The 12,092-nt window shown below is 73.5% G+C and carries 11 protein-coding genes; 5 read left to right on the top strand and 6 right to left on the bottom strand.

The genetic code is table 11. From position 1 onward, the window contains the following. Positions 1 to 208 precede the first annotated feature (208 nt). Entirely contained in the window at positions 209 to 1,735 is a 1,527-nt protein-coding gene (locus tag ABT092_RS16430; protein ID WP_351244297.1) for a hypothetical protein, read from the top strand. A 51-nt stretch (positions 1,736 to 1,786) separates the two neighbouring features. Here ABT092_RS16430 and ABT092_RS16425 read toward each other — a convergent pair whose 3' ends face one another. Continuing rightward, on the bottom strand, positions 1,787 to 2,986 hold the full coding sequence (locus ABT092_RS16425) for a TerD family protein (RefSeq protein WP_351244374.1): 1,200 nt from the start codon (positions 2,984 to 2,986) through the stop codon (positions 1,787 to 1,789). 173 nt (positions 2,987 to 3,159) lie between these two features. Between ABT092_RS16425 and ABT092_RS16420 the strand changes: the two genes are divergently transcribed. Together ABT092_RS16420 and ABT092_RS16415 are read left to right on the top strand one after the other, a co-directional pair. Next, the gene (locus ABT092_RS16420; protein WP_351244295.1) at positions 3,160 to 3,696 is read left to right on the top strand and encodes a GNAT family N-acetyltransferase; all 537 of its coding nucleotides are present in this window, start codon (positions 3,160 to 3,162) and stop codon (positions 3,694 to 3,696) included. 51 nt (positions 3,697 to 3,747) lie between these two features. Beyond that, positions 3,748 to 4,794: an aminotransferase class V-fold PLP-dependent enzyme gene (locus ABT092_RS16415; protein ID WP_351244293.1), complete on the top strand. Its 1,047-nt coding sequence runs from the start codon at positions 3,748 to 3,750 to the stop codon at positions 4,792 to 4,794. A gap of 52 nt (positions 4,795 to 4,846) precedes the next feature. Here ABT092_RS16415 and thpD read toward each other — a convergent pair whose 3' ends face one another. From thpD to ABT092_RS16390, 5 genes are all read right to left on the bottom strand, one after another. Then, complete coding sequence (thpD, locus tag ABT092_RS16410; RefSeq protein WP_351244291.1) at positions 4,847 to 5,746, bottom strand: ectoine hydroxylase; 900 nt, start codon at positions 5,744 to 5,746, stop codon at positions 4,847 to 4,849. A gap of 2 nt (positions 5,747 to 5,748) precedes the next feature. Further along, positions 5,749 to 6,147 (bottom strand): ectoine synthase, encoded by a 399-nt coding sequence (locus ABT092_RS16405; RefSeq protein ID WP_351244289.1) that lies wholly within the window; start codon positions 6,145 to 6,147, stop codon positions 5,749 to 5,751. A 53-nt stretch (positions 6,148 to 6,200) separates the two neighbouring features. Continuing rightward, on the bottom strand, positions 6,201 to 7,472 hold the full coding sequence (ectB, locus tag ABT092_RS16400) for a diaminobutyrate--2-oxoglutarate transaminase (RefSeq protein ID WP_351244287.1): 1,272 nt from the start codon (positions 7,470 to 7,472) through the stop codon (positions 6,201 to 6,203). Positions 7,473 to 7,522: 50 nt separating this feature from the next. Next, on the bottom strand, positions 7,523 to 8,077 hold the full coding sequence (gene ectA, locus ABT092_RS16395) for a diaminobutyrate acetyltransferase (RefSeq protein WP_351244285.1): 555 nt from the start codon (positions 8,075 to 8,077) through the stop codon (positions 7,523 to 7,525). A 429-nt stretch (positions 8,078 to 8,506) separates the two neighbouring features. Further along, a complete protein-coding gene (locus tag ABT092_RS16390; RefSeq protein ID WP_351244283.1) occupies positions 8,507 to 9,553 on the bottom strand; it encodes a pyridoxal-phosphate-dependent aminotransferase family protein in 1,047 nt (348 codons plus the stop codon). Positions 9,554 to 9,655: 102 nt separating this feature from the next. Between ABT092_RS16390 and ABT092_RS16385 the strand changes: the two genes are divergently transcribed. Both ABT092_RS16385 and ABT092_RS16380 read left to right on the top strand, forming a co-directional pair. Continuing rightward, a complete protein-coding gene (locus tag ABT092_RS16385) occupies positions 9,656 to 10,747 on the top strand; it encodes an amidohydrolase family protein (protein ID WP_351244281.1) in 1,092 nt (363 codons plus the stop codon). Positions 10,748 to 11,076: 329 nt separating this feature from the next. Then, entirely contained in the window at positions 11,077 to 12,036 is a 960-nt protein-coding gene (locus tag ABT092_RS16380) for an SCO1860 family LAETG-anchored protein (protein WP_351244279.1), read from the top strand. Positions 12,037 to 12,092: the final 56 nt, after the last annotated feature.

Genomic DNA, 12,092 nt, shown 5'->3' with positions numbered 1-12,092 from the left:
GGGGGCAGGGGGCTTCGGCCCTGAGCGGAACGTTTCGCTCCGACCGGTGACCGACCGGTTTCTACGCGCGTCAATCTCTTGGGCGGGCAGCGGAGTTGTCAAGGCCCCGACGACCGGCAGTGCGTGACGAGTACATGAACCGGAGGGGCCGTCCCGAAACCCGTCTAGGCTGAGCGGCCGGACCGTATGCCTGGAGGAGACCCCCGCGATGACCGATCCTTCCCCGTTCCCCCCGGTGCGACTGCGCCCGGAGGCGGAACTCGCCAGGGACGCGCTCGCCTCCCCCTTGTTCTCCCGTGCCGTCCGCCTGGCCCGGTGGGCCGGCCCCGGGAGCCGGGTGGGCGCCGGGGGCGAACTCGCCACGGAACTGCTCCCCGCGGCGGCCGTCGAACTCGGCCTCCTGCCGGCGGACGGCACCGCGCCCGCCGGGTCCCCCGACGAGGTCGAGGACGCCCTCGCCGACGCCAGCGAGGCATGGCGGATCGCCGTCGACACGGGCCTGCTCGACATCGTCGAGGACGACGAGGAGGACTCCGGGGACGAGGCGGCCCCCCGGGCGCAGGACGGCGAAGGCGGCACCGTCATCCACGGGGCGGACCTGGCCCTGGTCACCGAGGGCGCCCCGCACGACGTGCTCGGCCTCTGGCTGACCGCGCTGGACGCCGTCCTCGCCGATGCCAGCGTGCCCGACCTCGACGGGCTGGTCGACGTCCTCGAAGAGGGCGGCACCGTCGACTTCGCCGAACTGGACTGGGACCCCGAGGCCGAGGCCGCGTTCCTGGAGGGCGTGCTCGGCAACCTGTACCTGCTGACCGCCAGCGAGGACGGCCCGCTCGACGGCCGGGTGCCGCTGCCGGCGCTGGCCGCGTCGATGCTCGTCCCCGACGACATGGGCGAGCCCAGCGACGACGTCCTCGAAGAGGTGTCCGACGCGATGCTCCGGCTCGACGGACAGTTCCGGATGCTGGCCCCGCTCGGGCTGGTCGACTACGAGCCCGTCGACGAGGCCCTGATGGCCGAGGACGGGACCGTCGCGGAGGAACCCGCCCCCGGCGACCCCGACGACCTCGACGTGAGCAGGTACGGCATGGTCCGGCTCACCCCGCTCGGACTGTACGGGGTGCGGGCCCGGATCCTGGAGGCCGGCATCGAGGCGCCCGTGGTGGGAGACCTCGCCGACAAGGGCGCCGACGTGCTCCTGGACCGCACGGCCCGCTTCCCCTCCGAGGCCGCCCGCACCGAGACCACGCTGTGGCTCGCCGACCGCGAGCCGCTGGCCGCCGCCCGGGAACTGCTGGCCGCGGCCCGTGGCACGGACGAGGACGGACCGCTGCGCCGGCTCTGCTGCCAGCAGGCGCTCTCCCTGGTCGGCGGCCCGGCCGAGCCGGCGCTCAGGGAGGTGCTCGACGATCCGGAGCTCGGCGGGCTGGCCCGGGTGTGGCTCGCCGAACACGGGGCGACCGACGTGCCGGCGCCCGGTGAGGACATGATCTTCTGGCTCACCGTCGACACGGTGGCCGCCCAGCTCGCGGCCGAGGGCAACTCGGACGAGTTGCAGGCCCTGGTGGAGGGGCTCGCCGCCCAGCACACCGGGTTCTTCGACGTGGTGTGGAAGGTCGGGCACCCCGCGACGGCCGAGGTGCTGGAGGCCATGGGACGGCTCCACCCCGACAAGGCGGTCGCCAAGCAGGCGCGGAAGGCGGCCTTCAAGGCCCGGTCCCACCGGCAGTCCTGACCCCCCGGAGCCGGGGCCGGCCCGCACACGCGGGCCGGCGGCTCCCTCGGGTCACAGGATCTGGGCGCCCGGCTTCACCATCCCGCGCACGGTGCGCGACTTGACGAAGTCGCCGAGTGCGGTCATCTCCCACTCGCCGCTGTACTGGCGGATCAGCTTGCACATCATCACCCCGGTCTGGGGCTGTGCGCTGGTCAGGTCGAAGCGGACCAGCTCCTCGCCGCTCGCCGCGTCGATCAGCCGGCAGTACGCCTTGGCGACCTCCGTGAACTTCTGACCGGAGAAGGAGTTCACCGTGAACACCAGGCCCGACGCCTCCTGGGGCAGCCGGCCCAGGTCGACCACGATGACCTCGTCGTCGCCCGCGCCCTCCCCCGTGAGGTTGTCGCCCGAGTGCTTGATCGAACCGTTCAGGATCGACAGCTTGCCGAAGTAGCAGCTGTCCAGGTGGTTGCGCTGCGGGCCGTAGGCGATGACCGAGGCGTCCAGGTCGATGTCCTTGCCCCGGTACGCGGGCTCCCAGCCCAGCCCCATCTTCACCTGGGAGAGCAGCGGACGACCCCCCTTGACCAGGGAGACCGTCTGGTTCTTCTGGAGGGTGACCCGCCCCTTGTCGAGGTTGATCTTGCCGGCGCCGAGCGTCGGTGCGGCGGGCGCCGCGGCCGGGGCCGGCGGCGCGGGCTGCACCGGGGGCGCGACCGGCGCGGGGGCCACCGGCGCCGGGGCGGGCGCGGGCGCCGGGGGAGCCGCCGCGGCCGGCTCCTCGACGGTGACGCCGAAGTCGGTGGCGATGCCGGCCAGACCGTTGGCGTAGCCCTGGCCCACCGCGCGCACCTTCCAGGCGCCGTTGCGCTGGTACACCTCCACGATCACCAGCGCGGTCTCGGTGCCCAACTGCGGCGGGGTGAAGGTGGCGATCGTCCCCCCGCCGACCGCGTCGCGGACCGTGGCCGTGGGCTCCACGCCCTGGAAGCTCTGCCCCGCCGCATCGGGGCTCGCGGTCACCACGACCTTCTCGATGCCGGCGGGCAGGGCCGCCGTGTCGATGGTGATCGCGTCGGGCGCCGTGCCGCCTCCCGAGCGGTAGGTCACGCCCGCGCCCGCGGGCTGGTTGTAGAAGATGAAGTCGTCGTCGGAGCGCACCTTGCCGTCGGCGGTGAGCAGCAGGCCCGAGACGTCGAGCCGTACGGGCGCGGCGACGTCCACCACCACCTTGGCGGTGGTGAGGGGAAGGTTCGAGCCGGGGGTCATAGCGGTCATGCCGACCTAACGAACGGTGTCCCCGGGCCGTTCCCCCGGGGGAACCGTCCGCCCGGCTGAACGCACCCGTTCGGCGGCACCCGGGCCGCGCGGGCCGGTGCGGTCGCGGCCGACGGGACGCGGTCCTCCGCCGCACCCGTCCCGACCTCTGGGAGACTGGTCCGATGATCGAGATGCGGATGGCCGGGAGCGCCGACCACGACCAACTGGACGCCCTGGACGACTCCTTCACCACCGACCGGGTGCTGCACGTCACCGCGGGGGAGTCCGGGTTCGAGATCCGCAGCGTGGCGGTGCAGCCGCCGTTGCGCAAGGAGTACCCGGCGGACCCGGAGGCCGACCTCGACCGGCGCGATCCGCGGGCGCACCACACGGTGGTCGCGGTGGAGGGGGAGCGGGTGGTCGGCTTCGTCGCCGTCGCGCACGTCGAGTGGAACCGGCGCGCCCACGTCGAGCAGGTCACCGTGCATCCGGAGTACCGGGGGCGGGGCATCGGCGGTGCGCTGCTGGCGCGGGCGGAGTCCTACGGCCGCGAGGTGGGGGCCCGCACCCTCTGGCTGGAGGTCACCAACGTCAACGCGCCGGCGGTGCGGGCCTACCGACGGGTGGGCTTCACGGTGTGCGGGCTGGACACCAGCCTCTACCTGGGCACCCCTGCCGAGGGCGAGATCGCCCTGTTCATGTCCAAGCCGCTGGACTGAACCGGGCGGGCGCCGTGGACCGGGCGCGGGCCGCGGGGGCACAGTGGAGGCATGGACACTCTCGACGGGACCCTGGTCCGCACCGAGTTCACGCCCCGTACGACCTATCTGAACACCGCGAGCACCGGGCTGTTGCCGGCCCGGACCGTGGCCGCGATGCACTCCGCGGCCCGGGCCGCCGCGGAGGGGCTGCCGGCCGACATGTTCGCGGACGTGGCGGCGAGCCGGGCGGCCTTCGCCCGGCTGATGTCGGTCCCGGGGCGGCGGGTGGCGGCGGGCGGGTCGGTCTCGGTGTACACCGGACTGATCGCCGCCTCGCTCCCGCCGGGGGCCGAGGTGCTCACCGTCGAACAGGACTTCAGCTCCACCGTCGCCGCCTTCCACAGCCGCGGTGACCTCAAGGTCCGGGAGGTGCCGCTGGAACGGATCGCGGACTCCGTCGTGCCGAGCACCGACCTGGTCGCGCTGAGCGCGGTGCAGTCCGCGGACGGGCGCATCGCCGACCTGGCGGCGGTGCGGGAGGCCGCCCGCGAGCACGGCGCGCGCACCTACCTGGACGTCTCCCAGGGCGCCGGCTGGCTCGACGTGGACGCCGGGGCGTACGACTTCGTGTCCTCGGTGGCGTACAAGTGGCTGCTGTGCCCGCGCGGGGTCGCCTTCCTGGTGGTGCCGGAGGACTTCGGCGGGCTACGGCCCACCTTCACCGGCTGGGCGTCCGGCGAGGACCCCTGGGCGAGCTGCTACGGACCGGTCACCGAACTCGCCCGCTCGGCCCGCAGGTTCGACGAGAGCCACAGCGTGTTCGCCTACGCCGGGGCCCGGCAGTCCCTGGCCCTGGTGGAGGAGTTGGGGACCGACGCGGTCCGGGCGCACGACCTGGGCCTGGCCGGGCGGTTCCGCGCGGGACTGGCCGAACGGGGGCTGGCCCCGATCCCGGCACCGGGTTCCCCGGTGGTGTCGGTGCCCGGCCTGGGGGGTCGGCAGGGCGAGCTGGGCCGGGCCGGCGTCCAGCTGTCCGACCGGGCGGGCAACCTGCGGGCCGCCTTCCACCTCTACAACACCGAGGCCGACGTGGACCGGCTGCTCGACCTGTTGTGACCCCGGGGTGCGGCGGCCCTCCGGTTCCGGCCGCCGCACCCCGGGCCCCGCATCAACGCACCGGGCTGAAGTCCCGGGCCCCGATGTACTCCGGCCGTCGGACCGGGGCGGCGAAGGGCTCCCGGGCCGCGTTCTCCACGCTGTTGAAGACGATGAAGACGTTGCTGCGCGGATACGGGGTGATGTTGTCCCCGGAACCGTGCATGCAGTTGCAGTCGAACCAGGTGGCCGAGCCCGCCGCGCCGGTGAAGAGCCGGATGCCGTGCCGGTCGGCGAGCTCGGTGAGGGCGGCGTGCGACGGGGTGCCCGCGTCCTGCATCTGGAGCGACCGCTTGTAGTTGTCCTTCGGCGTGGCCCCGGCGCAGCCGAGGAAGGTGCGGTGCGAACCCGGCATGATCATCAGCCCGCCGTTGGTGTCGAGGTTCTCGGTGAGCGCGATCGACACCGACACCGTCCGCATGTTCGGCAGCCCGTCCTCGGCGTGCCAGGTCTCGAAGTCGGAGTGCCAGTAGAACCCGGACGCCCCGAACCCCGGCTTCACGTTGATCCGGGACTGGTGGACGTACACCTCGGAACCGAGGATCTGCCGGGCGCGGCCGACCACCCGTTCGTCGCGGACCAGGGCCGCGAAGACCTCGCTGATCCGGTGCACCTCGAACACCGAACGGATCTCCTGCGAGGTCGGCTCGACGATCGAGCGCGGGTCGGAGCGGACGGCCGGGTCCCCCACCAGCCGGTCGAGCTCCGCGCGGTAGACGGCGACCTCGTCGGGGGCGAGCAACCGGTCGACGGTGAGGAAGCCGTCCTCGTCGTAGGCGGCCAGCTCCTCGCGGGAGACGGGCCCGGGGGCGTCCAGGTGGTTCCAGACCACCGGGTCCCGGCGGGTCACGGTCACCTCCTCGGGGCCCCGGCTCGGGTACAGGTCCGCGCGGCGGTCGGCGGTGGCGGTCATGGTCAGCCCTCCTCGGTCAGCAGCGGATAGACGCCGTTCTCGTCGTGGTCCTCCCGCCCCGTCACCGGCGGGTTGAACACGCACAGGCAGCGGAAGTCGGTCACCGGGCGCAGGGTGTGCCGCTCGTGGCCGTCGAGCAGGTACATCGTGCCGGGGGTGATCAGGTGCTTCTCCCCGCTCTCCTCGTCGACGAGCTCCGCCTCGCCCTCGACGCAGACGACGGCCTCGACGTGGTTCGCGTACCACATGGACGTCTCGGTGCCCGCGTACAGGACCGTCTCGTGCAGGGAGAAGCCCACGCCCTCCTTGGCCAGGACGATGCGCTTGCTCTCCCAGGTCCCCGAACGGGACCTCACGTGCCGGTCCGTTCCGTCGAGGTCCTTGAACGATCGGACGATCACTGTCTGCTGCCTCTCTGTCGTGCGTGCGGGTGGGACGGTGCTCGGGGAACGGCTCAGGCGGTCTCGCGGACCGCCCGGGCGAGGGTGCGCAGGCCCTCGCCCAATTCCCCGGGGGTCACGGTCAGCGCGGGCAGGAGCTTGACGACCTCGCCCTCCGGGCCCGAGGTCTCGATCAGCAGCCCGAGGTCGAAGGCGCGCCGGGCCACCCGGGCGGCCCGGCCCTTGTCGTGGAACTCCACGCCCCACACCAGTCCGCGGCCCCGGTACTCCTTGACCTCGGCGCGGTGCTCGCCGGTGAGCGCGCCCAGCGCCTCCTCGACCTGCTGGCCGCGGGCCAGGGTCTGCTTCTCCATCGCGGGCCCGTCGGACCAGTAGGTCTCCAGGGCCGCGGTGGCCGTCACGAACGCGGGGTTGTTGCCGCGGAAGGTGCCGTTGTGCTCGCCGGGCTCCCACACGTCCAGCTCCGGGCGGAACAGGCAGAGCGACATCGGCAGTCCGTAGCCGCTGATCGACTTGGAGACGGTGACCACGTCCGGGACGATGCCCGCCTCCTCGAACGAGAAGAACGCGCCGGTCCGTCCGCACCCCATCTGGATGTCGTCGACGATCAGCAGCATGTCCCGGCGGGCGCACAGGTCGGCCAGCGAACGCAGCCACTCGGGGCGCGCCACGTTGATGCCGCCCTCGCCCTGGACGGTCTCCACGATCACCGCGGCCGGGTGGTTCAGCCCAGACCCCTGGTCCTCCAGCAGCCGTTCGAACCAGAGGAAGTCCGGTACCCGGCCGTCGAGGTAGTGGTCGAAGGGCATCGGGGTGCCGTGCACCAGAGGGATGCCCGCGCCGGCCCGCTTGAAGGCGTTGCCGGTCACCGCGAGCGAGCCGAGGGACATCCCGTGGAAGGCGTTGGTGAACGACACGATCGACTCGCGGCCCTTGACCTTGCGGGCCAGTTTCAGCGCGGCCTCGACGGCGTTGGTGCCGGTGGGGCCCGGGAACATCACCTTGTACGGGAGGTCGCGGGGGCGTAGCACCAGGTTCTGGAAGGACTCCAGGAAGGCCCGTTTGGCGACCGTCGACATGTCGAGCCCGTGGGTGACCCCGTCCCGTTCCAGGTAGTCGATCAGGGCGCGTTTCAGCACCGGGTTGTTGTGGCCGTAGTTCAGCGAGCCGGCACCGGCGAAGAAGTCGAGGTAGGCGTGGCCGTCCTCGTCGTGGATGCGGCTGCCCCGGGCGCGGTCGAAGACGGTGGGCCAGCCGCGGCAGTAGCTGCGCACCTCCGACTCCACGGTCTCGAAGACGCTCAGGTCGGGCTGGGTGATGGTCACGGGTTCTCCTGGCTGGTCGGCGGTGCGGTGCGGGGCGGGCGGTGCGGGGCTCAGGTGCCGAGCGGTCCGATGCGGTGGAGGACCTCCGGAGCGTGGTCGCCCCCGGGGAACGCCCCGGCGGCGAAGAGCACCTCACGGGTGAGTGGCACCCGGTGCCGCTCGGCGAAGGAGGTGAACAGCCGTTCGGAGGCGGTGTTGCCGGGGGTGACGGTGGCCTCCACCCGGTTCAGGGCGACCGGGGCCGGGGCGCGGTGGGCGCCGACCCGGGCGACCAATCCGTCGAGGAGGGCGGCGGCGAGTCCGCGTCCCCGGTGCGCCGCGTCGACGGCCACCTGCCACACCACCAGGGTGTCGGGGCGGGCGGGGCGGATGTAGCCGGTGACGAAGCCGACCGTCCGGCCGGCCTCGTCCCGCGCCACCACGGAGGTGTCGGCGAAGTCCCGGCACCACAGCAGATAGCTGTACGAGGAGTTGAGGTCGAGCGTGCGGGTGTCCCGGGCGATCCGCCACAGGGCGGCCCCGTCGGCCACTTCCGGGCGGTCGATCCGCAATCCGGCGGGCATTTCCTGGAAACGGGTGCGCTGATCTGCTTGTGCAGCGGTCATGCGGATTTAATTTACCGACCAATTCTTGGGATTGCATGGCTCGGCGGGGTTACGGCGATCGGGGCGATGTGTTATCACGCGGGCGCGTACGGCGGGGGAGTGGGCAGCAAAAAGCCCGCTTTGCCTGGTATTTATCGGGGCAAAGCGGGCTTGATGTGGAATGGGTCACAGGGGGGAGGGGGGTGAATTCGCTCAAGAATCGACCCGATGAACGGTGATGAAATCTTGGCGTTTAGCCTCGGGAGGGCCGGGCAGGAGAGTGGGGGTCCGTCGTTCGGAAAACAATTCCGCATTCATATTCCGGATCGAGGCAACCCGGTTCGTCGGAAAGGCGTCCGGGGCGCACGCCGGCCGGGAATCCGGGCGGTGCGGCCGCCCGCGAGGGCCCCGCACCGCCGGTGCGACGGGCCCGCACGGCCCGGCGCGCGGTCAGCCCGCGAGCGCCCCGCCCAGTGCGGCCAGGGACCGCTCGACCACCTCGGGGGAGGCGTTCGGACCGTAGTGGTTGACCCGGACCATCTCCTGGGCCAGCGCCCCGCCGCCGGCCACCAACGGCACCCCGGGGTCGAGGACCAGTGCCCGGGCCACCACGGCGGAGGCGTCCACCGCCTCCGGCACCCGCAGCGTGGTCGCCACCGGCGCCGCGTGCCGCGCCTCGTGGACGTACGGCTCCAGGCCGACACCCAGTGCCACCGCCCCGGCGCGCACCGCGCGGGCGGCGGCGGCGTGCCGCTCCATCACCACCTCCGGCCCCGTCGCCTCGATCCGCTCCACGCACGCCTGGAGGGCCAGCATCTCCAACTGCGCGGGGGCGTGCGGCAGTCCACGGCGCCCCGCGTCGATCCACCGCTCCTTCCAGTCGAGGAGCGACAGGTAGGAACGCCTCGGCGCCCGCGGGTTGGCCGCCATCCGTTGCCAGGCCCGCTCGCTCACCGACACGGCCGACACCCCGGCCGGCCCGCCCATCGCCTTCTGCGCCCCGATCACGCACAGGTCCACGCCCCAGGCGTCGGTCAGCAGCGGCTCGGCGGCCACCGAGGCCACCGCGTCCAGCATGAACAGCGCCCCGTGCCGGCGCACCACCTCGCCGATCTCCGCGACCGGGTTGGTGTTCCCCGTCGCCGCCTCCGCGTGCACCAGCGACACGAAGTCGATCTCCGGGTGGCCGGCCAGCGCCTCCTCGACCTGCTCGGGCGCCACCGCGGCGTGGTAGGGCACCGCCAGGTCCACCACCTTCGCCCCGCAGTCCCGCAGCCAGTCGCCGAAGGTCTGGCCGTAGGGGCCGGTGATGACGTTCAGTGCGGTGGTGCCCGGGCCCGCTGCGCCGCGGATGCACCCCTCCAGCGGCAACAGGGCCTCGCCCTGGGTGATCACGACGTCCTGCGCGGTGTGCAGCAACCCCGCCACCTGCCGCTCGATCGCGGCGAAACGGTCGGCGGTCAGGGGAGCCAGGTCGTCGAGGAGGGGATGCGTCACGGCGTGCTCTTTCCGGGTCATCGAACGCCCGCGGAAGGTTCCCGGGCGGCCACGAGCGTAACCGGGCGCGGCGCGCGCGGGGGATGACCCTAGGCTGCCGGTATGACGGATCAACCGGTGCTGCACGTGAAGGGGCGGGTGCTCGCGGGCCCCGAGGACGTCCGCGACGAGTTGTGGGTGGTCGGCGGGCGGGTCACCTACCAGCGGCCCCGGGCCGTCCGGGAGGCGGTCACCGTCACCGGATGGGCCCTGCCCGGTCTGGTGGACGCGCACTGCCACGTCGGCCTGGACGCCCACGGTCCGGTGCCCCCCGAGACGGCCGAACGGCAGGCGCTGGCCGACCGGGAGGCCGGTGCCCTGCTGCTGCGGGATGCCGGCTCGCCCTCGGACACCCGCTGGATCGACGACCGCGAGGACCTGCCCCGGATCGTCCGGGCCGGCCGCCACATCGCCCGCCCCCGCCGCTACATCCGCAACTACGCCCATGAGATCGAGCCCGCCGACCTGGTCGCCTACGTGGCCCGGGAGGCCCGGCGCGGGGACGGCTGGGTCAAGCTCGTCGGGGACTGGATCGACCGGGAGGCGGGGGACCTGGCGGCCTGCTGGCCCCGTGACGCCGTGACCGCGGCGATCGCCGAGGCCCACCGGCTGGGCGCCCGGGTCACCGCGCACTGCTTCGCCGAGGACTCGCTCCGGGACCTGGTGGAGGCGGGCATCGACTGCATCGAGCACGCGACGGGACTGACCGAGGAGACCATCCCGCTGTTCGCCGAGCGCGGGGTGGCCATCGTGCCCACCCTCGTCAACATCGCCACCTTCCCCCGGCTCGCGGAGGGCGGCGAGGCCAAGTTCCCCCGCTGGTCCGCCCATCTGCGCCGGCTGCACGCCCGCCGCTACGACACGGTCCGTGCCGCTTACGACGCAGGGGTGCCCGTCTTCGTCGGCACCGACGCCGGCGGCTCGCTCCCGCACGGTCTGGTCGCCGCCGAGGTCGCCGAACTGGTCACGGCCGGCATCCCGCCGCTCGCGGCGCTCTCCGCCACCACCTGGGGCGCCCGGGAGTGGCTGGGGCGCCCGGGGCTGACCGAGGGCGCTCCGGCGGACCTCGTCGTGTACGGGGACGATCCCCGGTCGGACGTCCGCGTGTTGGCCGCGCCCCGCCGCGTGGTACTCCGCGGGCGGATCGTCGGCTGAGCCGATCGTCACCCGTCGCCCGGCGGCCGGTTGACGGGCCGTCAGCCGGCCGCGGTGCACCGTCGCCCGGACCGGGGGCGGCCCGCCCCTCCCGGTGACGGACCGCCGGCGCGGCCGGGCCCCGGAGGGGGCGCTCGCGGGGGTGCAATCAAACACAGGGACGGAAACCCCCCTTTGGAGTGAACTCACGCCAGGTTGCCGCCCGTTCACTCTCGGTGCGTGAGGATTCACTCGTACGGCACGGTCGCCGCCCGCCCGGTTCCCGGTGCGGGCTGCCGAGCGATCCCGCCGTCGCCTTTCCGAATGTCTCTCGTGGGGGTCCCACCACCTTGAACAGCAATGCCTTCCGCCTGCCCGCGCGCCGCCTCGGCGCGACCGTCGCCGCCACCGTGCTGGCCGCCGCGCCCGCCACCCTGGTGGGCGCGTCCACCGCGCACGCCACCGGCGACGAGGGCAAGGCGAGCGCCGTCGTGCTGCGGACCGGGCTCGACGTCTCCCTGCTCAACAAGACCGTGAACGTCCCGCTCGCGGTCTCCCTGAACGACGTCCAGGCGCCGGCCAGCGCAGACAAGACCGCACTCACCGCCACGCTCGACGGAGTGGAGGGCGGCAAGCCCTTCACCGTGCTGCGCGCCGACGTCGCCCAGGCCAGGGCCACCGTCGAGGAAGCCCGCGCCGAAGGGTCCACCCACCTGGCCCGGGCCCGGGTGAACCTGCCCGGACTGCCGCTGCTGTCCCTGATCGAGGTGGAGAAGGTCACCGCCCGCGCGCTCTGCGCGGTGGGCCGGCAGCCGGTGGCGGAGGCGAACGTCCTCGGCCACGTCACGGTGCTCGGCAAGAAGGTCACCCTGACCGCCGGCGGGGTCACCGAGGTGGCCGTCCCCGGGGTCGGCGAGGTACGGATCGACCTCTCCGAGCGGTCCACCACCTCCCGCACCGCCGCCGCGACGGCGCTCGAACTGAAGGTGTCGGTCAACCCGCTGAAGCTCAACGTCGCCGAGGTGAACGGAACGGTGACCCTGGCCGGCGCCACCTGCGCGACCCCGGCCGCCCCCGCCGAACAGCCGGCGAAGCCCGAGCCGAGCGAGGCGCCGGAGCAGCCGGCGAAGCCTGAGGGGCCGGCGAAGCCCGAGGAGCCGGGCACCAAGCCCCAGACGGGCCCCGGGGAGAACCTCGCCGAGACCGGCGGCAGCTCCACCACCCCGTACCTCGCCGGAGGCGCCGCCCTGCTGGTGGCCGGCGGCGCGGGCGCGCTCTACCTGACCCGCAGGGCCCGTCGCCAGCCCTGACCCGGACCGCGCGGCCCCCGGACCGTTCCGCACACCGGTCCGGGGGCCGCGCTCAG

The organism is Streptomyces sp. NPDC002490 (assembly GCF_040296045.1).
GTDB lineage: Bacteria > Actinomycetota > Actinomycetes > Streptomycetales > Streptomycetaceae > Streptomyces.
This window is presented reverse-complemented; position numbering and strand designations above follow the sequence as displayed.

What these genes read in the sequence shown, in the direction of transcription:
- ABT092_RS16430 (WP_351244297.1), top strand. Translation starts at nt 209, where the DNA reads ATGACCGATCCTTCCCCGTTCCCCCCGGTGCGACTGCGCCCGGAGGCG.
- thpD (WP_351244291.1), bottom strand. Translation starts at nt 5,746, where the DNA reads ATGACCGCCACCGCCGACCGCCGCGCGGACCTGTACCCGAGCCGGGGC.
- ABT092_RS16420 (WP_351244295.1), top strand. Translation starts at nt 3,160, where the DNA reads ATGATCGAGATGCGGATGGCCGGGAGCGCCGACCACGACCAACTGGAC.
- ABT092_RS16385 (WP_351244281.1), top strand. Translation starts at nt 9,656, where the DNA reads ATGACGGATCAACCGGTGCTGCACGTGAAGGGGCGGGTGCTCGCGGGC.
- ABT092_RS16415 (WP_351244293.1), top strand. Translation starts at nt 3,748, where the DNA reads ATGGACACTCTCGACGGGACCCTGGTCCGCACCGAGTTCACGCCCCGT.
- ABT092_RS16425 (WP_351244374.1), bottom strand. Translation starts at nt 2,986, where the DNA reads ATGACCCCCGGCTCGAACCTTCCCCTCACCACCGCCAAGGTGGTGGTG.
- ectA (WP_351244285.1), bottom strand. Translation starts at nt 8,077, where the DNA reads ATGACCGCTGCACAAGCAGATCAGCGCACCCGTTTCCAGGAAATGCCC.